Genomic DNA, 21227 nt, shown 5'->3' with positions numbered 1-21227 from the left:
TCGAAAAATTTATCCGGCCACCACCCGCCAAAGCGGACGACCCGATATTCCGTGACACAGCACCTGTGCTGGATGACGCGGATACCGGATGCCCCGCTCCGGTGCGCAATTGCGCACAGGGCGGGGCATGGCTGCAGTGAAGATCGTTAGTTCAGTGCGTCGTCGAGCAGCGCCTTGAGCTGCGCCAGGTGTTTCGACATCAGACCGGTTGCGGTCGCTGCCGATGCCGGACGGCCGGCATAGCGCGGACGCTTGTTGGCTGCGTTGACCTGGTTCAGCACCCATTCCAGATAGGGCTCGATGAAGTGCCAGGAGCCCATGTTGCGGGGCTCTTCCTGGCACCAGACCATCTCCGCGTTCTTGAAGCGGCCGAACTCCTGCACCAGTGCCTTCAGCGGCACCGGGTACAGCTGCTCGATGCGCATCAGATAGATGTCGTCGATGCCGCGCTTCTCGCGCTCCTCGTACAGATCGTAATAGACCTTGCCGGAGCACAGCACGACGCGGCGAATCTTGTCGTCCGGCACCAGCTTGATCTTCTCGTCGGGCAGCATCTGCGCGTCATCGTACAGGATGCGGTGGAACGTGGCGTTCTTGCCGAGCTCGTCGAGCCGCGACACCGCGCGCTTGTGGCGCAGCAGCGACTTCGGCGTCATCAGGATCAGCGGCTTGCGGATCTCGCGATGCAGCTGGCGCCGCAGCACGTGGAAGTAGTTCGCCGGCGTGGTCGGATTGACCACCTGCATGTTGTCCTCGGCGCACATCTGCAGATAGCGCTCGAGGCGCGCGGAGGAATGCTCCGGTCCCTGCCCTTCATAGCCGTGCGGCAGCAGGCAGACGAGGCCCGACATGCGCAGCCATTTGCGTTCGCCGGAGGAGATGAACTGGTCGAACACCACCTGGGCGCCGTTGGCGAAATCGCCGAACTGGGCTTCCCAGAGCGCCAGCGCATTCGGCTCGGCCAGCGAGTAGCCGTATTCGAAGCCGAGCACCGCCTCTTCCGACAGCAGCGAGTTGATGACCTCGTAGTGGCCGGTATCTTCGCCGCCGAGATGGTTGAACGGCGTGTAGCGGCTCTCGTCCTCCTGGTCGATCAGCACCGAATGGCGCTGCGAGAAAGTGCCGCGCTCGGAGTCCTGGCCGGACAGCCGGACATGATGGCCTTCCTGCAACAGCGTGCAGAACGCCAGCGCCTCGCCGGTCGCCCAGTCGATCCCGACTCCTGTGTCGATCGCCTTGGCGCGATTATCGAGGAAGCGCTGGATGGTGCGGTGGACGCGGAAGCCGTCCGGCACCTTGGTGATCTTGCGGCCGATATCCTTGAGCACGGCGACGTCGACGCCGGTGACACCGCGGCGGGCGTCCTCTTCCTGGTCGGCGATCTTGAAGCCCGCCCACTTGCCGTCGAGCCAGTCGGCCTTGTTCGGCTTGTAGCCGGCGCCGGCCTCGAATTCGGCATCGAGGCGCGCACGCCAGTCGGCCTTGGCCTTCTCGACCTCACCCTCGGTGAGCACGCCTTCCGCGACCAGCCGCTTGGCGTAGATCTCCAGCGTGGTCGGATGCGAGGCGATCTTCTTGTACATCACCGGCTGGGTGAACGCGGGCTCGTCGCCCTCGTTGTGGCCGTGGCGCCGGTAACAGAACATGTCGATGACGACCGGCTTGTGGAATTTCTGCCGGAACTCGATCGCGACCTTGGCCGCGAACACCACGGCCTCCGGATCATCGCCATTGACGTGGAAGATCGGTGCATCGATCATCTTCGCGACGTCGGACGGATAGGGCGACGAGCGCGAGTAGCGCGGATAGGTGGTGAAGCCGATCTGGTTGTTGACGATGAAGTGCAGCGAGCCGCCGGTGCGGTAGCCCTTCAGGTCGGACAGGCTGAAGCATTCCGCCACCACGCCCTGGCCCGCGAATGCCGCGTCGCCATGCATCAAAAGCGGCAGCACCGAAATGCGCATGTCCGGCGGATCGCCGTGCTGGTCCTGCTTGGCGCGCACCTTGCCCATCACGACCGGATCGACGATCTCGAGATGCGACGGATTTGCGGTCAGCGACAGATGGATGTTGTTGCCGTCGAACTCGCGGTCCGAGGAGGCGCCGAGGTGATACTTGACGTCGCCGGAGCCTTCGACCGAGTCCGGGTTGGCCGAGCCGCCCTTGAATTCGTGGAACAGGGCGCGGTGCGGCTTGCCCATCACCTGGGTCAGCACGTTGAGGCGGCCGCGATGCGGCATGCCGACCACGATCTCCTTCACGCCGAGATTGCCGCCGCGCTTTATGATCTGCTCCAGCGCCGGGATCAGCGATTCGCCGCCGTCGAGGCCGAAGCGCTTGGTGCCGGTGAACTTGGTGTCGCAGAACTTCTCGAAGCCGTCGGCCTCGATCAGCTTGTTGAGGATCGCGCGGCGTCCCTCGGGCGTGAAGCTGATCTCCTTGTCCGGACCCTCGATGCGCTCCTGGATCCACGCCTTCTGCGCGGCATTGGAGATGTGCATGAATTCGACGCCGAGCGTCTGGCAGTAGGTGCGTTCGCAGATCTGGACGATCTCGCGCAGCGTGCCGTATTCGAGGCCGAGCACGTGATCGAGGAAGATCTTGCGGTCGAAGTCGGCTTCGGTGAAGCCGTAGGAGCGCGGGTCGAGCTCCTCGCGATCGCGCGGCGCCTCGATGCCGAGCGGGTCGAGCTTGGCGTGGAAATGGCCGCGCATGCGATAGGCACGGATCAGCATCAGCGCGCGAACCGAATCGCGGGTCGCCTGATGCACGTCGGCGTCGGACAGCTCAGCGCCCTTGGCCTGCGCCTTGGCTGCGAGCTTGGTGCCGACCGCCTTCTCGACCTGGGCCCAATTGCCGTCGAGCGCCGAGGTCAGCTCGTCGCGCGGCGTCACCGGCCAGTTGGCGCGGCCCCACGAGGCGCCCTCGGCGTTCTTCTGCACGTCGGCCGGCGTGTCCTTAAGGCTCTTGAAGAAATCCTGCCATTCGGCATCGACCGAGGATGGGTCCTGCTCGTAACGGGCGTAGAGGTCGTCGATATAGGCGGCGTTGGTGCCCTGCAGGAATGAGGAGAGTGCAAAAGCGGCGTTCGCGTCTTGGCGAGACATGAGGCAGTCCTGGTGATTTTTCGGTTCGCGCGTAGGAGACGGCGCTGATGCCGGTCTGGAAGTGGGCCGGCTGGATAGATACCCTTTACCCTATCTAGGCCAGATATTCCTGCCTAAAAGAACTAAGAAATGAACTTAATTTCATATTTTATTGATCGACGTTCTGACGGCAAAACGCAATAAAAAGGCGGGTTCCCCGAGGAGAACCCGCCGAAAATACGCCAAACCCTCAAAGAGACTTCGCCCGCAACGGTTACTTCAGCATCTCGGCCAGCGTATGCCCGAGCCGCGCCGGCGACGGCGAGACCTTGATGCCGGCGGCTTCCATGGCTGCGGTCTTGGAGCCGGCGTCGCCCTTGCCGCCCGAGATGATCGCGCCGGCATGACCCATGCGGCGGCCGGGAGGTGCGGTGACACCGGCAATGAAGCCAACCATCGGCTTCTTGCGGCCGCGCTTGGCCTCGTCCTTGAGAAACTGGGCAGCGTCCTCCTCGGCGGAACCGCCGATCTCGCCGATCATGACGATCGACTTGGTCTTCTCGTCGGCCAGGAACATTTCCAGCACGTCGATGAATTCGGTGCCCTTGACCGGGTCGCCGCCAATGCCGACCGCGGTGGTCTGGCCGAGGCCTTCCTGGGTGGTCTGGAACACCGCCTCATAGGTCAAGGTGCCGGAGCGGGAGACGATGCCGACCGAGCCGGGCTTGAAGATGTTGGCGGGCATGATGCCGATTTTGCACTCGCCGGCGGTCATCACGCCCGGGCAGTTCGGCCCGATCAGCCGCGACTTCGAGCCGGACAGCGAGCGCTTCACGCGCACCATGTCGAGCACCGGGATGCCCTCGGTGATGCAGACGATCAGCGGGATCTCCGCGTCGATCGCCTCGCAAATTGCGTCCGCCGCGCCGGGCGGCGGCACATAGACCACGCTGGCGTCGGCGCCGGTCTTGGCGCGCGCCTCGGCGACGGTGTCAAACACCGGCAGATTGAGATGGGTCGAGCCGCCTTTGCCCGGCGCCACGCCGCCGACCATCTTGGTGCCGTAAGCGATCGCCGCTTCCGAATGGAACGTGCCGTTCTTGCCGGTGAAGCCCTGGCAGATGACCTTGGTGTTCTTGTCGATCAGAATGGACATGGGATGCTTTCGCGAGACGAGAAGGGTTTAGTGGATACGCCGGTACACGCCGGTGAGCACGTCGGCCCACCCTTCCGCGTCAGGCGAGAACTGGATCTTCATGGTGTAGGTGTTGTCGTCGACGACCTCGTAGACGTGACGGGCATTGCCGCGCAGCGAGCCGCGCACCAGGATCAGCGACTTTCCCGCCCAGCCGCCGGACGCCGGCGACGGCGGGTAGTAGCCGAGCGAATCGTGCCAGAACAATCGGTAGGCGCGATCCTCGCGGTCGTAGGTGAAGACGCCGTGGGTGGCGAAGCTCTGCTTGCCGTCGCGGGTCTGCACGCTGTCCTGGATCAAATAGAAGCCGTTGAGCGCGATGCGCGCCGTGACATGCGAGGTGGCCGGACCGCCCGCGGTCCAGCGCGACGGATAGACCATCTCTTCGCCATTCCACTCGCCCGCGAAGACCGCGAGCTTGCGGTGTTCGTCCAGCGGTGTCGGGGCGTCGAGATGATCGGCCATCGTTAGCCTCCCTTGACGGCTTTCACGATCTTCTGTGCGGCGTCGTCGAGATTGTCGGCTGCCAGGACATTGAGACCGCTGTCGCGGATGATCTGCTTGCCGAGTTCGACATTGGTGCCTTCAAGACGCACCACCAGCGGCACCTTGAGGCCGACCTGCTTTACCGCGGCAACCACGCCCTCGGCGATCACGTCGCACTTCATGATGCCGCCGAAGATGTTGACCAGGATGCCCTTCACGTTCGGATCGGCGGTGATGATCTTGAACGCCGCCGCGACCTTCTCGACACTGGCGCCGCCGCCGACGTCGAGGAAATTCGCCGGCTCCATGCCGTACAGCTTGATGATGTCCATCGTCGCCATGGCAAGGCCGGCGCCGTTGACCATGCAGCCGATCGTGCCGTCGAGCGCGACATAGTTGAGGTCGTATTTCGACGCCTCGATCTCCTTGGCGTCTTCCTCGGTCTCGTCGCGCAGCGCGATGATGTCCGGGTGGCGGTACAGCGCGTTGCTGTCGAACGACACCTTGGCGTCGAGCACGCGCAGCTGGCTCTGCCTGGTGACAACCAGCGGATTGATCTCGAGCATCGCCATGTCCTTGGCGACGAAGGCGTTGTAGAGCTGGGCGGTCAGCTTCTCGGCCTGCTTGGCAAGATCGCCCTTCAGCTTCAGCGCCTCGGCAACGGTGCGGCCGTGATGCGGCATGATGCCGGTGGCGGGATCGACCGAGAAGGAGACGATCTTTTCCGGGGTCGAATGCGCGACGTCCTCGATGTTGACGCCGCCTTCGGTCGACACCACGAAGGAGATTTCCGAGGTCTCGCGATTGACCAGGATCGAGAGGTAGAACTCCTTGTCGATGTCGGAGCCTTCCTCGATGTAGAGGCGGTTGACCTGCTTGCCGTGCGGGCCGGTCTGCACCGTGACCAGTGTCGCGCCGAGCATCTGCTTGGCGAATTCGTCGACCTCGGCGACCGACTTGGCGATGCGGACCCCGCCCTTGTCGCCGGCGGACGCTTCCTTGAACTTGCCCTTGCCGCGGCCGCCGGCGTGGATCTGGCTCTTCACCACCCAGATCGGGCCGGGGAGCTGCTTGGCCGCCGCATCGGCGTCTTCCGGCTTCAGCACCGCGACGCCGCGCGAGATCGGCACGCCGAATTCGTGCAGCAGTGCCTTGGCCTGGTATTCATGGATATTCATGGAAAGAGGCTCCCAAACCCTCGTGCGCCGAACTTCGCGTCAGCCTTGACGCTGGCATACCATATACCAATGCTCGCGCAACTACAAAATCCGCCGGAATTTCATCACCTTGTGCCCGACAGGCGATCGAAATCGCCTATCGGGCCATTGCCGAACGAGATTACTTGCCGAGCAGATCGGGCGCGATCTTCTTGCAGGCGTCGACCAGGCCCTGCACCGCGCCGACCGACTTGTCGAACGCCTCGCGGTCCTTGCCGGCGAGCTCGATCTCGACGACGCGCTCGACACCCTTGGAGCCGATCACCGTGGGCACGCCGACATACATGTCCTTCACGCCGTACTCGCCATTGAGATAGGCGGCGCAGGGCAGCACGCGCTTCTTGTCCTTCAGATAGCTCTCGGCCATCGCGATTGCGGATGCGGCCGGCGCGTAGAAGGCCGAACCGGTCTTGAGCAAATTGACGATCTCGGCGCCGCCGTTGCGGGTGCGGTCGACGATCTCGTCGATGCGCGCCTGCGAGGTCCAGCCCATCTTGACGAGGTCGGGCAGCGGAATGCCGGCAACCGTCGAGTAGCGGGTCAGCGGCACCATGGTGTCGCCGTGACCGCCGAGCACGAAGGCGGTGACGTCTTCGACCGAGACATTGAATTCATCGGCCAGGAAGTAGCGGAAGCGGGCGGAGTCGAGCACGCCGGCCATGCCGACCACCTTCTTGTGCGGCAGGCCCGAGGCCTTCTGCAGCGCCCAGACCATCGCGTCCAGCGGGTTGGTGATGCAGATGACGAAGGCGTCCGGCGCGTACTTCTTGATGCCGGCGCCGACCTGCTCCATGACCTTCAGGTTGATGGAGAGGAGATCGTCGCGGCTCATGCCGGGCTTGCGCGGCACGCCGGCGGTGACGATGCAGACCTTGGCGCCGTCGAGCGCATCATAGGAATTGGCGCCGACCAGGTTGGAGTCGAAGCCGTCGACCGGCGACGACTGCGCGATGTCGAGCGCTTTGCCCTGCGGCACGCCCTCGGCGATATCGAACAGCACGACGTCTCCGAGCTCCTTGAGGCCAACGAGGTGCGCCAGCGTTCCGCCGATCTGTCCGGAGCCAATCAGTGCAATCTTGTCGCGTGCCATGGGAAATCAGTCCTTTGAACTGGTGCAGGAGGGAGGGAAGTCGGTTGCAAGGGTGGTTATCCCTTTCGAATGATCCATTCAAGTCGGCCTGCAAGTCGGCTGCAAGTCGGCCTGCAAGTCGCGGGCCTGCCCGATCGCGGGCCCTGCCTGCAATTCGATCAGGCATGCCAGCGTACCGTCATTCCGGGGCGACGTAGAGCGTCGAACCCGGAATCTGGAGATTGTGGCGCGAGATTCCGGGTTCGCGCTTTCGCGCGCCCCGGAATGACGTCCTCTACGTCTCGACCAGGCCTGTCGTCGCGCCGCTTGCGGAGGAGTCCTTCCGGCCGTGCGGCAGCGCCAAATAGGATTCCGAGCTCATTTCGATCAGGCGCGAGGACGTGCGCTTGAACTCCATCGCCTCGATGCCGTCCTCGGCAAGGTACAGCGACACCGGATCGGCCGCGGCCGAGGCCATCAGCTTCACGGCATTGTCATAGAGCGTGTCGATCAGCGAGATGAAACGCTTGGCGGCGTTGCGCTCGGCGTAATCCATCACCGGAATGTGGTCGATCAGGATGGTGTGGTAATCGTGCGCGAGCCTGAGGTAATCGGACGCGGCAAGCGGCTTCTCGCAGATCTCGGCAAAGCTGAATCGCGCGACGCCGTGCGACGAGCACGGCACATGCAACAGGCGGCCCTTGATCGCGATGTCGCGCGATTTGCACGGTGCGTTGCCGGTCATCTTGCGCCAGGCCGCATCGAGCTCGGCATCGGCCGCTTGATCCGCCGGCACCAGCCACATCTTGACGCCGAACAGTTTTTCCAGCCGGAAGTCGGTGCGCGCATCGAGCCGCAGCACGTCCATATGATCGGAGATCTGCGCGATGAACGGCAGGAATAGCGCGCGATTGAGACCGCCTTTGTAGAGATCCTCAGGCGCGACGTTCGAGGTCGCAACCACGACGGTGCCGAGATCGAACAGCTTTGCGAACAGCCGCCCGAGGATCATCGCGTCCGCGATGTCGGTGACGTGGAATTCGTCGAAGCAGAGCAGCCAGGCCTCGTCGAAGATCGCCTGCGCGGTCAGCGCGATCACGTCGCCGTCTGCGATCTCGCCGCGCGCGATCTGCTGACGATAGCCGTAGATGCGCTCATGCGCCTCGGCCATGAATTCGTGGAAATGGGCGCGGCGCTTGTGCTCGACCGGGCTCTGCTGGAAGAACAGATCCATCAGCATGGTCTTGCCGCGGCCGACCTCGCCATGGACGTAGAGCCCGCGTGGCAGCTTGTCGTCCTTGTCGCCGCCGAACAGTCGTCCGAACAGGCCCTGCTTGCGCTGCGGCTTGTAGCTCGCGAGCCGCTCCTCCAACGCGCCGAACGCATCGGCGGCGCGGGCCTGCGCGGGATCGGCCTCGATCGCGCCGGAGGCGACCAGGGTTTTGTAGTGCTCGAGAAAGGAACTGGGCGAGGTGGACAGCATGGGTCCACCTTACGGCCCTACTGCGCGGCAAATTGCAAGCCGTGAATTGCGCCAATGGGGTATGCAAGCGCGAACCCTTGCATACCACGGCCGGCCACACGGCCTTGCCAGGTGCCGAGCACCGCGATCTGCGAAACCCTACGCGCAGAGTTCGTAGGAATCCTCGACCACGTAAGGGCCGCCGCCTGTCGACGCGCGCGACGAGAACAGCACGAAGCGGTCCGCCATGAAGCTGCGGCTCGGGAAGTAGCCGCGCACGGACAGATAATCCGCAACGTCCTGGCTCGATGCGTCATGCAGACGCGCGAGCGTGACATGTGGCGTGAATTTCCTGCCCTCGGGATCGAGCCCCATCCGCTGCATCATCCGCTCGAGCTCGGCTTGCAGTTCGATCAGCGGCCGGCTCGGCTCGACGGCGGCAACCACCGCACGCGGCTTGCGTCCGCCGAAGCTCTGCAGGCCCTGCAGTTTGACCTCGAACGGTTTGCGGTTCACCCGAAACAACATCGTCGCGATCTCGTTGGCCCAGAGGCCGTCGATATCGCCGATGAAGCGCAGGGTGACGTGATAGTTTTCGGGATCGATCCAGCGAGCGCCGGGAAGGCCACCACGCAAGCTGGAGAGGGATTGGCCGATATCGGCCGGAATTTCCAGACCAGTGAACAGACGCGGCATCGCTTTAATCCTCGATGCTTGGCGCGGGTTTTGGGAGCCCGCACCCTGTAACAAGCCCGGCGACGAATCACCGATGCCTATTTGTACCTGAGATATATGACTCTGCGAAGCACGACCCGTTAACAGGTCGTAAACCTAGGGACACAGCGGGCCATACTGCCTGCGTTTCAACTGCGTTGCCCTGATAATGCACCGAGAAATGCCTCCACCGTGGGCAGGATATTCGTCACAACGATGTCCACACCCTCTGCCGTAGGATGCATGCCGTCGGCCTGATTGATCTTCGGATTACCAGCAACGCCGTCGAGGAAGAACGGATAGAGCGGCACGCCGAGCGATTTCGACAGATCGGGATAGATCGCGTTGAACTTCGCTGCATAGTCGCTGCCATAGTTCGGCGGCGCGAGCATGCCACACAACAGCACGGCGATCTTGCGCGCCTGCAACTTTGTGATGATGTCCGAGAGCGCGGCACGCGTCACCGCGGGATCGATGCCGCGCAAGGCATCGTTGGCGCCGAGCTCGACGATCACGGCATCGGTTCCATCGGCCACCGACCAGTCGAGCCGCTCGCGGCCGCCCGAGGCGGTATCGCCGGACACGCCGGCATTGGTCATATCGACCCTTATCCCCTTGGCTTCCAAGGCTTTTTGCAGCCGGACCGGAAATGCCGCCGGGCCTGGGAGACCGTACCCGGCGCTCAGGGAATCGCCCAGGACCACGATCTTGATCGGCTTCACGACGCCTTGCGCCGGGCCTTTCTCAGCTCCGTCCCCAGATCCCGGCGTCTGCGCACTCGCCGCCGTCATCACGCCCATAAGCAACACGAGTATGTGCACGACAATTCTCAACCGGCCCTCGACCGCAGCCGCGGAAGTGCCATATGACCGAACCATGGACAGTCTCATCGCATCCTCTTCACTGACCGACGTCGAGCCGGACACCATTGCCGTCAGGAACGTCAATCTCTCGCTCGGCACCGGCGCGGCACGGGTTCATATCCTGAAAGATATCAGCCTTCGTGTGGCAGCGGGTGAGGCCATCGGCCTGATCGGCCCGTCGGGCTCGGGCAAGTCGACCTTGCTGATGGTGATGGCGGGGCTTGAACGTCCTGACAGCGGAGAAGTGGTTGTCGACGGCACCTCGTTCAATGCCCTCGATGAAGATGCGCTGGCGCGCTTCCGCGGCCGCCAGGTCGGCATCGTCTTCCAGTCGTTCCATCTGATCCCGACCATGACGGCGCTGGAGAATGTCGCCGTGCCGCTCGAGCTCGCCGGCAGCCCCGATGCGGCTGCGCGCGCCGCGCGAGAGCTGCAGTCGGTCGGCCTCGGCGAACGGCTGCATCACTATCCGACGCAGCTCTCCGGCGGCGAGCAGCAGCGCGTCGCGATCGCGCGCGCGCTGGCGCCCGATCCCGCGATCCTGGTCGCCGACGAGCCGACCGGAAATCTCGACGAGACGACAGGAAAGCAGATCGTCGATTTGCTGTTCACCAAGCACGCCGAGCGCGGCATGACCTTGGTGCTGGTGACGCATGACCTCGCGCTCGCACAGCGCTGCGATCGCGTGGTGCGGCTGCGCTCCGGCCGCATCGACGGACAATCAACCACATGAGCTTTGCGTCCGAAGTCGCGGTACAGGGCCGCGCGTCGTCGCTTGCCTTCCGTTATGCGCTGCGCGAACTGCGCGGCGGCTTGCGCGGATTCTACGTGTTCATCGCCTGCATCGCGCTCGGCGTGATGGCGATTGCCGGCGTCGGCTCGGTTGCGGCGAGCCTCGGCGACGGCCTGTCGCGCGAGGGACGCACGCTGCTCGGCGGCGACGTCGCGTTCTCGCTGATCTCGCGCGAGGCCAAGCCCGACGAGGTCGTCTATCTGCGCACCCGCGGCGAGGTTTCGGTCACGGCCACACTGCGCGCGATGGCGCGCAGCACTGACGGCAAGCTGGCGCTGGTCGAGCTCAAGGCGGTCGACGGCAAATATCCGATGCTCGGCGAGCTGACCCTCGAGCCGAACATGCCGGTTGCCGACCTGCTCACTGAGCGCGACGGCGTTTTTGGCGCGGCAGCCGACTCGACCTTGCTGGCGCGGCTTGATCTCAAGCTCGGCGACCGCGTCACCATCGGCAGCGCGACCTATCAGATCCGCAGCGTGGTGGCGGCCGAGCCCGACAAGCTCGCCGGCGGCGTCGGCCTCGGCCCGCGCTTCCTGATCAGCGAGGCCAGCCTGCGCGCCACCGACCTGTTGCAGCCCGGCAGCCTGGTACGCTGGATCTACCGGGTGAAGCTGCCCGACGGCGCCAACGACGATCGAGCCACCACCGCCCTGATCGACGGCGCCCGGGCTGCGGCGCCGGAGGCTGGCTGGGAGGTCCGCAGCCGCAGCAATGCCTCGCCGCAGCTCGAGCGCACCATCAACCGCTTCACCCAGTTCCTGACCCTGGTCGGGCTCGCCGCACTTTTGGTCGGCGGCGTCGGCGTCGCCAATGCGGTGAAGAGCCACATCGACCGTCGACGCGACGTCATCGCCTCGTTCAAGGCGCTCGGCGCCACCGGCCGCGACGTCTTCACGATCTACTGCACCCAGGTGGTGGTGCTGGCCGGGATCGGCTCGGTGATCGGGCTTGCGCTCGGCGCCGCGCTGCCGTTCGTCATCGTCGGTCTGTTCGGCAAGCTGCTGCCGCTGCCGGTGGTGCCGGCGCTGCATCCCGACGAGCTCGCGCTCTCCTTCATCTATGGCCAGCTCACCGCGCTGGCGTTCGGGCTGTGGCCGCTTGGCCGGGTCCACGACGTGCCGGTCGCCGCGCTATTCCGGGAAACCGTCACCAGCGAGTGGCATCGGCCGCGCTGGAGCTATCTGGCGCTGATGGCCATGGTGATCGCGCTGCTGATCGGGGTTGCGATCGGGCTGGCCTATGACAAGCGGGTCGCCACCGTGTTCGTCGCCGCCTCGATCGCCGTGTTCCTGCTGCTGCGCGGGATCGCCGCGATTCTGATGGCGGTGGCACGGCGCCTGCCGCACAGCCGCATCACCATGCTGCGGCTCGCGATCGCCAACATCCATCGGCCGGGCGCGCTGACGCCGTCGGTCGTGCTGTCGCTCGGCCTTGGCTTAGCGGTGCTGGTCACCATCACCCAGATCGACGGCAATCTGCGCCGGCAATTCCTGGCCGCGCTGCCGGAGCGCGCGCCGTCGTTCTTCTTCATCGACATCCCCTCCACCGAAGCCGACCGGTTTGCCGCCTTCCTGGGTCAGATCGCGGCCGGCTCGACTGTCGAGGACGTGCCGATGCTGCGCGGGCGCATCGTTGCCGCGCGCGGCGTCAAGGCCGACCAGCTCAAGCCGTCGGTCGATTCCGAATGGGTGCTGCAAAGCGACCGCGGCCTCACCTACACCGGCGAGATCCCCAAGGGCTCGAAGATCGTCGAGGGCGAATGGTGGGGCCCGGATTACAGCGGACCGCCGCTGGTCTCGATGGAGAAGAAGATCGCCGACGGCCTGGGCCTGAAGATCGGCGACGAGATCGTGGTCAACGTGCTCGGCCGCGACGTGCCGGCGAAGATCGCCAATCTGCGCAACATCGACTGGCAGGGGCTCGGCATCAACTTCGTGCTGGTGTTCTCGCCGAATGCCTTCAAGGGCGCGCCGCACAGCCACGTCGCGACCCTGACGGAGCCGCATGCGGGCGCGACCCAAGCGGGCGCCAACGACGCGCGCATCATCAAGCAGGTCGCCGACGCCTTCCCGATGGTCACCAGCGTGCGGGTCCGCGAGGCGCTGGAGACCGTCGGCGGCGTCGTCAGCAACCTGGTGCTGGCGATCCGCGGCGCCAGCGCCGTGACGCTGATCTCGGCGATCCTGGTGCTGGGCGGCGCGCTCGCGGCCGGGCACCGTCACCGCGTCTATGATGCCGTGATCCTCAAAACGCTTGGCGCTACGCGGGCGCGATTGCTCGGCGCTTACGCGCTGGAGTATCTGATGATCGGTTTTGCAACCGCGATCTTCGGCGTGATCGCCGGCTCGGTCGCGGCCTGGCTGATCGTGACGCGGCTGATGACGCTGAGCTTCATCTGGCAGGCCGGCAGCGCCGCGCTGGTCGTGCTCGCCGCGCTGGTCGTCACGGTCGGACTTGGACTGGCCGGCACGTTGCTCGCCCTGAACCAGAAACCGGCCTCGGTGCTGCGGAATTTGTGACAATTTGTAGCGGCGGCAGCGCCGTTTTTGCCTACAATGCTAGGCCAGAGCGACATTCGGCCGCGCGTGGAAGCTTGCGTCGGATGTGTTAATTTCCCACATACCAATCGGGTCGGATGGCCGGCTGAATGACACGGAATTAATGTTCCGCAAACCGCGCCATCTGAGATAGATTTACGACCGGCGCCGCAAATCCCTTGCGCTCCACCGGGACCAACCACGGGAATTCGACCATGTCGGACCTAGACCGCAATTACGCTTCTCCTTTCGGCCGGGCCGCCGGGCGCATTGACGCTGCGGCCGTTGACGCCGGTCTGCGCGCCTACATGCTGCGCATCTACAACTACATGAGTATCGGCCTTGCCATCACCGGCCTGGCCGCGCTCGGCGTCTACATGGGGGCGGTGACCACCGACCAGTCGGCCGCCGTCGCCAAGTTCGGCAATGCCTATCTGACGCAGTTCGGCTACGCGATGTTCGTGAGCCCGCTGAAGTGGCTGTTCATCCTCGCCCCGCTGGCGATGGTGTTCGTCATCTCGGCCGGCATCAACCGTCTGCAGCCTGCGACCGCCCAGCTCCTGTTCTGGGTGTTCTCGGCGCTGATGGGCCTGTCGCTGTCGTCGATCTTCCTGGTGTACACGCACACCTCGATCGTGCGCGTGTTCTTCATCACCGCGGCGACGTTCGGTGCGCTGAGCCTCTACGGCTACACCACCAAGCGTGACATGAGCGGCATGGGCTCGTTCCTGTTCATGGGCCTGATCGGCATCATCATCGCGAGCCTGGTCAACCTGTTCCTGGCGAGCTCGGCGCTGCAGTTCATCGTCTCGGTGGTCGGCGTGCTGGTGTTCGCGGGCCTCACCGCCTGGGACACCCAGCGGCTGAAGAACGACTACATCTACGGTTACGCCTCGCAGGGCGGCGCGATGGCAGAGCGTGCGGCAATCACCGGCGCGCTGTCGCTCTACCTGAACTTCATCAACCTGTTCACGCTGCTGCTGCAGCTGCTCGGTCAGCGCGACTAGGCGCCACGGAGCGAGCGGATCGATCCAAGCCCCGGCCCCAAGCGGCCGGGGCTTTTCTTTGCGCGGAGCAATGCAGCGTAGCCCGAATGGAGCGGAGCGCAATCCGGGACTCCTCCATCCGCGGTTACAACAGCCCCGGATTGCGCTGCGCTCCATCCGGGCTACGAAGTTATCTTCTCCTTCCCCCTGAAAGGGGGAAGGTCGGGATGTGGGTCAGCCCCAGACGATGGCGTATGTGGAGCGACAAGATCCCCACCCGCTTTGCTCTGGCAAGCAAAGCAACCTCCCTTTTCGAAGGGGAGGTTGGAATGAGCAGCCGCGGAGGAGCACCGGATCGCGAGCCCGCTACACCAGCGACAGCTTGCGGTCGATCGCGAGCAGCACACGCTCGAGTTCATGGCCGCGGCGCAGGATCAGACCGGTCGCCGAAATCACGCTGTACATGCCCTGCTTGCGCGCCAGCCGGGGGTCCTTCTCGATCCGGTAGATCGGCACTTCCGACGCGCGCCGGAACACCGAGAACACGGCACGGTCCTTCAGGAAGTCGATCGCATAGTCGCGCCACTCGCCGTCGGCGACCATGCGGCCGTAGAGATTGAGGATGCGGTTGAGCTCAAGTCGATTGAATGTCACGCGGTTGGGCTGGGGGGTCGCGGCGACGGGACGCGCCGCGGCGCGGCTCCCGCTCGGATCAGTGTCCTCCGAGATCAAACTCATCGAGCGCCTCCTGTCATCTCGGTGACGACGGAACCCGAAGGCCGTGCCCCCTTCGGGATCGTCACGAGAGTGACATGATTGCGCTAAGCGATGGGCCCTGCAAGGGGCCATTCGCCACGCAACCAGCCCTTAACCACGGTTGGACGCGACGGATTGTCCAAAAACCCGAGAGTCACGGGAACGTTAGCGGAATCATATTGCTGCCCCACTTCCGCCAATCGCCTGCCCCGCTGCCTTGCGAAAAGAAAATCCTGCGTTGGCCCGGTCCTTTCGGTTCCGGATTCCTCAGCCCCCAGCCCCCCGGGGCCGTCGGGATCGGGCCTGTTCGCAGGGGAGTCAAATCCCAACACTGGGCCAACGAAAGTTGGTCCTTTTTGTTTTGGGGACCTAAGCGATAGCGCACGCGGTCAAGGCGCAGGCGCAGGACCTCCCGGCCTTCCTTTCAGCCCATCACTGGATGCAGGTTCGCTGTCGCCTGGCGCGCGACCCAGCGACGAAGCGCGCCGTGACGCTTAGTGAAGCGAGGTGAAGGCGGCACCGAGCATCGGGCCCGGCTTGTCGCGATTGCCGTCCTGGACGTACACCGCCGCGGCATCGACGCCCTCGCGCGTGATGTTCTCGAGCGGCACGGTCCAGCTCCCGGACGACCCGTTCCAGTCACCCACCTTGAGCAGATTGCGCACCACATTGTGGTAGGTGATCTCGTGGCCGCGGTTCTCGCCGCGCGCGATCGAGATCGGCACCGACTTCGAGATCGAGCAGATCCAGACTTCGCCGCGCGACACGGCGGGCGATTTCGACGCCGCGACCGACACGTTGATCTGCTTGCCGGTCAGCGTCATGGTCACCGGCACCGACATCACGGTGCCGCTCTTCTCGGTGTCCTTGATCGCGCTTTCGATGCTGGCGCGGTCGCTGCCGATCACGTGCGCGGAGCCGTTGACCACGGCCTGCGGCGTATAGACGTCGCGATCGCCGCGCATATGCGAATAGGCCTTCTGGCGCGCGCTGAAGCGGGAGTCGGCCAGCGTATCCTTCCAGCCGAGATAGTCCCAATAGTCGATCGGCATACTGAGCGCGATGACGTTGGGGTCCTTCGCGAGATCGCCGATGATCTTGTCCGCGGGCGGACAGGACGAGCATCCCTGCGAGGTGAAGAGTTCGACGACAGCACGCGGATCGGCGTGAGCGGGGCGGATGATTGCGACGATCGCGCAGATACCGAGCGCACTGGACCATCGCGAGATAGAATTATAGGCCATCATCGCTGTCATACTGCGAACCAGTCGTGATGATTTCCATCCGTAATTGTACGGAGCATGAAGCCTGTCCTTGAACTTGCGTGCCCCAAAACGCGAGAAAGCGGCCTTTCATAGGCCGCCTTCTTTTTGGTCGCTACTCACTAAGCGGTGAGCCACCGATCACAAATCCGCGTTGGCCCATGGTCCCTCGCAACAAACGCGAGGGGTTTGCGCGGAGACCATGCTCCAACAAACGGCCCTTAGGCCGCGAGTTTGCGCAGCACATAATGCAGGATGCCGCCGTTGCGATAGTAATCGAGCTCGTCCAGCGTATCGATGCGGCAGAGTAGCGGGACATCCTTCTTGGCCCCGTCGGCGGAGACGATCTCGGCGGTCAGCGTCTGACGCGGCTTGAGATCGCCCTGCAGGCCACGGATCGTGACCTTCTCGTCGCCCTTGAGGCCGAGCGAGGACCACGACGTGCCGTCCTGGAAGGTGAGCGGAAGCACACCCATGCCGACCAGGTTGGAGCGATGGATGCGCTCGAAGCTCTGGCAGATCACCGCACGCACGCCGAGCAGGCGGGTGCCCTTTGCGGCCCAGTCCCGCGACGAGCCGTTGCCGTACTCGGCGCCGGCGAACACCACCAGCGGCACGCCTTCGGCCTGATACTTCATCGCGGCGTCGTAGATCGACATCTGCTCGCCGTCCGGCCAGTGCTTGGTCAGGCCGCCTTCCGGAATATTGCCGTCGGCGCCCTTCAGCATGAAGTTCTTGATACGGATGTTGGCGAAGGTGCCGCGCATCATCACTTCATGGTTGCCGCGCCGCGTGCCGTACTGGTTGAAGTCGGCGGGGCGCACCTGGTGCTCGCTGAGGAACTTGCCGGCGGGCGAGGTCAGCTTGATCGAACCGGCCGGCGAGATGTGGTCGGTGGTGATCTTGTCGCCGAACATCGCGAGGATGCGGGCGTCGACCACGTCGGTGACCGGATCCGGCTGCTTCTTCATGCCTTCGAAATAGGGCGGGTTCTGCACGTAGGTCGAACCCATGTTCCAGCGATAGGTCTCGCTTTCCGTGGTCTTGATCTTGCGCCAGTTGGTATCGCCCTTGAACACGTCGGCGTACTTCTTCTTGAAGATCGTCGCGGTGACGTACTTCTTCATGAAGGCGTTGATCTCCTTGGCGGTCGGCCAGATGTCCTTGAGGAACACCGGCTTGCCGTCCTTGCCGCTGCCGATCGGCTCGACCGCGAGGTCCTTGGTCACGGTGCCGGCGAGCGCATGCGCGACCACCAGCGGCGGCGAGGCGAGGTAGTTCGCCTGCACGTCCGGCGAGACGCGGCCTTCGAAGTTGCGGTTGCCAGAGAGCACGGCGGCGGCGACGATGCCGTTCTCGTTGATCGCCTTCGAGATGTCTTCCGGCAGCGGGCCGGAATTGCCGATGCAGGTGGTGCAGCCGAAGCCGACCAGGTTGAAGCCGACCTTGTCGAGATCGGCCTGCAGGCCGGAATTGGCGAGATATTCCGCCACCACCTGGCTGCCTGGCGCGAGCGAGGTCTTCACCCACGGCTTGGCCTTCAGGCCCTTGGCGGCCGCCTTGCGCGCCAGCAGGCCGGCGCCGATCAGCACGCTCGGGTTCGAGGTGTTGGTGCAGGAGGTGATCGCCGCGATCACGACGTCGCCATGGCCGAGATCGAAGTTGCGGCCCTCGACCGCGAAGCGCTTCGATTCGCCTTCGGGCTTCTTGTACTCGTTGACCAGCGCGGTCGCGAAACCGGTCGACACCGCCGGCAGCGCGATGCGGCCTTCGGGGCGCTTCGGTCCGGCCATCGACGGCACGACGTCGGCGAGGTCGAGCGTCAGCGTGGTGGTGAACACCGGGTCAGCCGACTTGGCGGTGCGGAACAGGCCCTGCGCCTTGGCATAGGCCTGCACCAGCTTGACGCGATCGGCCTTGCGGCCCGAGGTCTTCAGGTAATCGATGGTCGCGGCATCGACCGGGAAGAAGCCGCAGGTCGCGCCATATTCGGGCGCCATGTTGCCGATCGTCGCCTTGTCCGCGACCGAGAGATAGTCGAGGCCGGGGCCGAAGAACTCGACGAACTTGCCGACCACGCCGAGCTTGCGCAGCATCTGGGTGACGGTCAGCACGAGGTCGGTCGCGGTGACGCCTTCCTTGAGCTGGCCCTTGAGCTTGAAGCCGACCACCTCGGGCAGCAGCATCGACAGCGGCTGGCCGAGCATGCAGGCTTCCGCCTCGATGCCGCCGACACCCCAGCCGAGCACGGCGAGGCCGTTGACCATCGTGGTGTGCGAATCGGTGCCGACCAGCGAGTCCGGATAGGCGACCTCGAAGGTGCCGGTCTTCTTGCCGACCGTCATCTTCTCCTTCTTGGTCCACACCGTCTGGGCGAGATATTCGAGATTGACCTGGTGGCAGATGCCGGTGCCGGGCGGCACCACCGAGAAGTTCGAGAATGCCTTCTGGCCCCACTTCAGGAACTCGTAGCGCTCCTGATTCTGCTTGTATTCCTCGGTGACGTTCTTCGCGAACGCCTTGTTGTCACCGAAGAAGTTGACGATGACCGAGTGGTCGATCACGAGATCGACCGGCACCAGCGGGTTGATCTTCTCGGCATCGCCGCCGAGGTTCTGCATCGCGTTGCGCATCGCCGCGAGATCGACCACGGCAGGAACGCCGGTGAAGTCCTGCATCAGGACGCGCGCCGGACGGAACGCGATTTCGTGCTCGAGCTGGCGCTTCTTCAGCCACTTCGACACCGCAACGATGTCGTCCTTCTTGACGGTGCGGCCGTCCTCGTTGCGCAGCAGGTTCTCCAGCAGAACCTTCATCGAATACGGCAGCTTCGAAATCCCCTTCAGTCCGTTCTTCTCTGCCTGGGGCAGGCTGTAATAGACGTAGGACTTGCCGCCGACCTTCATGGTCTTGCGGCATTTGAAGCTGTCGAGCGAGGTCATGCGAGGAATCCCAATTTTCAGTTATACCCGGCAGGGGTAACTACGAGGGTAACTAAACACCAACACGGGCCAAGGGATGGCCTGGATGGCTTGCGGCCGCCGGTTGTGTGTGCTGCATCAAGTTCCCGGGCTTATAGAACCTTTCTAGAAGCGCCGCCACACCGACAAGCGTGCGACAGCGCTGCGTGACCCAAAAATTCTCGCACGGTAGCGAAAGATTTCAGAGGGCTGTGACAAGACGAACCATGCAGCTCTCGGGCCGAAATCTGAAATGCGTGCGCGGCGGGCGCGAGGTGTTTTCCGGCCTCGACCTGTCGGCTGCGGCCGGCGAGGCGCTCGCTATCACCGGCCCCAACGGCGCCGGCAAGACCTCGCTGCTGCGCGTGCTCGCCGGGCTCCTGGTTCCAGCCGAAGGTGTGGTTGCGCTCGAAGGCGGCGACGCCGAGCTCACCCTGCCTGAGCAGGCCCACTATCTCGGCCACCGCGACGCCGTGAAGCCGGCGCTGAGCGTTGCGGAAAATCTGTCCTTCTGGCGGGACTTCCTCGGCGGCGAGACCGAGGACGCCGGCCGCTGCCTTGCCGCCGTCGCGCTCGACCACGCCGCGCATCTGCCGGCGGCCTACCTCTCCGCCGGCCAGCGCCGCCGCCTGTCGATCGCCCGCCTGCTCTCGGTGCGGCGGCCGGTCTGGCTCTTGGACGAGCCGACCTCGGCGCTCGATACCGCCGGACAGGCGCTCTTCGTCGGCCTGATGCGCGACCATCTCGCCAGCGGCGGCCTGATTATCGCCGCGACCCATCTGCCGCTCGGCATCGATGCGAATGAGCTGCGGATCGGAGGCCCGGCATGAGCGCGCTGTTCGATCTCTCGTCGCTGCACGCAGGTCTCTCCGTCCCCTCCCCCCTTGGGGGGGAGGGCATAGGCCGCCTTTGGCGGCCGTTGACTGAAAGGACGCCGAAGCAAAGCTTCGGCTATGGAGAGGGGTGCCGCACGACGGGCTCTCTCGTTATGCGTGTCAACGACGCACGGCCGAGATTGCGAGCGCATCGCACCTATCACGCATCTCGCCCGGGGCCACCCCTCTCCCCAACCCTCCCCCGCCAGGGGGGAGGGAGCTCACCGATTGCGCGGCGCGACATCGGCTCACACGGCGGTGGTGCGGTATGAGCGCGCTCACCGCGTTGATCCGCCGCGACATCCGGATCGCGCTGCGCGTTGGCGGCGGGGCGCTGATCGGGGTGCTGTTCTTTCTCACTGTCACGGTGCTGATGCCGTTCGCGGTCGGGCCGGATCTGGCGCTGCTGTCGCGGCTCGGCCCCGCCATTCTCTGGCTCGGCGCGCTGCTGGCGAGCCTGCTCACGCTCGACCGGCTGTTCACGGCCGACCACGAGGACGGCTCGCTCGACCTGATCGTGATGAGCCGGACACCGCTGGAACTGGCCTGCGCGGCCAAGGCGCTGGCGCATTGGATCGCCGCCGGTCTGCCGCTGATAATCGCAACGCCGGTGCTCGGCCTGCTGCTCAATCTCGACGGCACGGCGACATTGGCGGTCGCGGCGACCTTGCTGGCGGGAACGCCGGCGCTGACCTTCACCGGCATGATCGGTGCAGCCTTGGCCGTGACGCTGCATCGCGGCGGGCTGCTGCTGGCGGTGCTGGTGCTGCCGCTGTCGATCCCGGTGCTGATCTTCGGGGTCGCGGCCTCGCAGGCGGCGATCTCGGGCCCGCTGTCCTTTGGAACACCATTCTCGATCCTGTGCGCGCTGTCGCTGGCGAGCCTCGTGATCGGCCCGTTTGCCGCCGCCGCGAGCCTGCGCCACGGGCTGGACTGAGATGGATCCGATCAAATCTCGCCGAGGGG

General features: G+C 64.7%; 16 protein-coding genes. 5 read left to right on the top strand and 11 right to left on the bottom strand.

From position 1 onward, the window contains the following. Positions 1-146 precede the first annotated feature (146 nt). From ACVIW0_RS00690 to ACVIW0_RS00655, 8 genes are all read right to left on the bottom strand, one after another. Complete coding sequence (locus ACVIW0_RS00690; protein ID WP_461350562.1) at positions 147-3107, bottom strand: 2-oxoglutarate dehydrogenase E1 component; 2961 nt, start codon at positions 3105-3107, stop codon at positions 147-149. A 253-nt stretch (positions 3108-3360) separates the two neighbouring features. Next, entirely contained in the window at positions 3361-4242 is an 882-nt protein-coding gene (gene sucD, locus ACVIW0_RS00685) for a succinate--CoA ligase subunit alpha (RefSeq protein WP_163150788.1), read from the bottom strand. Positions 4243-4269: 27 nt separating this feature from the next. Then, positions 4270-4746: a DUF1579 family protein gene (locus tag ACVIW0_RS00680; RefSeq protein WP_461350561.1), complete on the bottom strand. Its 477-nt coding sequence runs from the start codon at positions 4744-4746 to the stop codon at positions 4270-4272. Between the two features lie 2 nt (positions 4747-4748). Beyond that, a complete protein-coding gene (gene sucC / locus ACVIW0_RS00675) occupies positions 4749-5945 on the bottom strand; it encodes an ADP-forming succinate--CoA ligase subunit beta (protein WP_461350560.1) in 1197 nt (398 codons plus the stop codon). 160 nt (positions 5946-6105) lie between these two features. After that, positions 6106-7074, bottom strand: a complete 969-nt coding sequence (gene mdh / locus ACVIW0_RS00670) for a malate dehydrogenase (protein ID WP_461350559.1) — start codon at positions 7072-7074, stop codon at positions 6106-6108. A gap of 274 nt (positions 7075-7348) precedes the next feature. Then, entirely contained in the window at positions 7349-8536 is a 1188-nt protein-coding gene (gene zapE, locus ACVIW0_RS00665; RefSeq protein ID WP_461350558.1) for a cell division protein ZapE, read from the bottom strand. Positions 8537-8674: 138 nt separating this feature from the next. Continuing rightward, entirely contained in the window at positions 8675-9211 is a 537-nt protein-coding gene (gene thpR, locus ACVIW0_RS00660) for an RNA 2',3'-cyclic phosphodiesterase (protein WP_461350557.1), read from the bottom strand. Between the two features lie 167 nt (positions 9212-9378). Then, positions 9379-10050, bottom strand: a complete 672-nt coding sequence (locus ACVIW0_RS00655; protein WP_461357208.1) for an arylesterase — start codon at positions 10048-10050, stop codon at positions 9379-9381. 55 nt (positions 10051-10105) lie between these two features. Here ACVIW0_RS00655 and ACVIW0_RS00650 point away from each other — a divergent pair, with 55 nt between their 5' ends. The 3 genes from ACVIW0_RS00650 to ACVIW0_RS00640 all read left to right on the top strand — a co-directional run bounded on the left by ACVIW0_RS00650 (position 10106) and on the right by ACVIW0_RS00640 (position 14429). After that, complete coding sequence (locus ACVIW0_RS00650; RefSeq protein WP_461350556.1) at positions 10106-10825, top strand: ABC transporter ATP-binding protein; 720 nt, start codon at positions 10106-10108, stop codon at positions 10823-10825. Then, complete coding sequence (locus tag ACVIW0_RS00645) at positions 10822-13404, top strand: ABC transporter permease (protein ID WP_461350555.1); 2583 nt, start codon at positions 10822-10824, stop codon at positions 13402-13404. The genes ACVIW0_RS00650 and ACVIW0_RS00645 overlap by 4 nt, the downstream gene beginning before the upstream one ends. 233 nt (positions 13405-13637) lie before the next feature. Next, complete coding sequence (locus ACVIW0_RS00640; RefSeq protein WP_353701425.1) at positions 13638-14429, top strand: Bax inhibitor-1/YccA family protein; 792 nt, start codon at positions 13638-13640, stop codon at positions 14427-14429. Between the two features lie 345 nt (positions 14430-14774). Here the strand turns inward: ACVIW0_RS00640 and ACVIW0_RS00635 are convergent, their stop codons facing one another. The 3 genes from ACVIW0_RS00635 to acnA form a co-directional block, all read right to left on the bottom strand. Beyond that, on the bottom strand, positions 14775-15146 hold the full coding sequence (locus ACVIW0_RS00635; RefSeq protein WP_461350554.1) for a DUF2794 domain-containing protein: 372 nt from the start codon (positions 15144-15146) through the stop codon (positions 14775-14777). A 512-nt stretch (positions 15147-15658) separates the two neighbouring features. Next, complete coding sequence (locus ACVIW0_RS00630) at positions 15659-16420, bottom strand: DUF1223 domain-containing protein (RefSeq protein WP_461350553.1); 762 nt, start codon at positions 16418-16420, stop codon at positions 15659-15661. 227 nt (positions 16421-16647) lie between these two features. Next, positions 16648-19368: an aconitate hydratase AcnA gene (gene acnA / locus ACVIW0_RS00625; RefSeq protein ID WP_461350552.1), complete on the bottom strand. Its 2721-nt coding sequence runs from the start codon at positions 19366-19368 to the stop codon at positions 16648-16650. Positions 19369-19613: 245 nt separating this feature from the next. Here acnA and ccmA point away from each other — a divergent pair, with 245 nt between their 5' ends. Together ccmA and ccmB are read left to right on the top strand one after the other, a co-directional pair. Next, complete coding sequence (gene ccmA, locus ACVIW0_RS00620) at positions 19614-20216, top strand: heme ABC exporter ATP-binding protein CcmA (RefSeq protein WP_461350551.1); 603 nt, start codon at positions 19614-19616, stop codon at positions 20214-20216. A gap of 313 nt (positions 20217-20529) precedes the next feature. Beyond that, positions 20530-21198 carry a heme exporter protein CcmB gene (ccmB, locus tag ACVIW0_RS00615; protein WP_461350550.1) on the top strand — a complete coding sequence of 223 codons (669 nt, stop codon included), beginning with the start codon at positions 20530-20532 and terminating at the stop codon, positions 21196-21198. Positions 21199-21227: the final 29 nt, after the last annotated feature.

This window comes from Bradyrhizobium sp. USDA 4454 (assembly GCF_054822705.1).
Note: the sequence above shows the minus strand (reverse complement) of the source record. Positions and strands in the feature narration are given on the sequence as shown.

Excerpts from the sequence above, each read along its gene's own strand:
- ACVIW0_RS00645 (WP_461350555.1), top strand. The coding sequence starts at position 10,822 with ATGAGCTTTGCGTCCGAAGTCGCGGTACAGGGCCGCGCGTCGTCGCTT.
- thpR (WP_461350557.1), bottom strand. The coding sequence starts at position 9,211 with ATGCCGCGTCTGTTCACTGGTCTGGAAATTCCGGCCGATATCGGCCAA.
- sucD (WP_163150788.1), bottom strand. The coding sequence starts at position 4,242 with ATGTCCATTCTGATCGACAAGAACACCAAGGTCATCTGCCAGGGCTTC.
- zapE (WP_461350558.1), bottom strand. The coding sequence starts at position 8,536 with ATGCTGTCCACCTCGCCCAGTTCCTTTCTCGAGCACTACAAAACCCTG.
- ACVIW0_RS00630 (WP_461350553.1), bottom strand. The coding sequence starts at position 16,420 with ATGACAGCGATGATGGCCTATAATTCTATCTCGCGATGGTCCAGTGCG.
- ccmB (WP_461350550.1), top strand. The coding sequence starts at position 20,530 with ATGAGCGCGCTCACCGCGTTGATCCGCCGCGACATCCGGATCGCGCTG.
- ACVIW0_RS00690 (WP_461350562.1), bottom strand. The coding sequence starts at position 3,107 with ATGTCTCGCCAAGACGCGAACGCCGCTTTTGCACTCTCCTCATTCCTG.
- sucC (WP_461350560.1), bottom strand. The coding sequence starts at position 5,945 with ATGAATATCCATGAATACCAGGCCAAGGCACTGCTGCACGAATTCGGC.
- acnA (WP_461350552.1), bottom strand. The coding sequence starts at position 19,368 with ATGACCTCGCTCGACAGCTTCAAATGCCGCAAGACCATGAAGGTCGGC.
- ACVIW0_RS00640 (WP_353701425.1), top strand. The coding sequence starts at position 13,638 with ATGTCGGACCTAGACCGCAATTACGCTTCTCCTTTCGGCCGGGCCGCC.
- ACVIW0_RS00635 (WP_461350554.1), bottom strand. The coding sequence starts at position 15,146 with ATGAGTTTGATCTCGGAGGACACTGATCCGAGCGGGAGCCGCGCCGCG.
- mdh (WP_461350559.1), bottom strand. The coding sequence starts at position 7,074 with ATGGCACGCGACAAGATTGCACTGATTGGCTCCGGACAGATCGGCGGA.
- ccmA (WP_461350551.1), top strand. The coding sequence starts at position 19,614 with ATGCAGCTCTCGGGCCGAAATCTGAAATGCGTGCGCGGCGGGCGCGAG.
- ACVIW0_RS00650 (WP_461350556.1), top strand. The coding sequence starts at position 10,106 with ATGGACAGTCTCATCGCATCCTCTTCACTGACCGACGTCGAGCCGGAC.
- ACVIW0_RS00680 (WP_461350561.1), bottom strand. The coding sequence starts at position 4,746 with ATGGCCGATCATCTCGACGCCCCGACACCGCTGGACGAACACCGCAAG.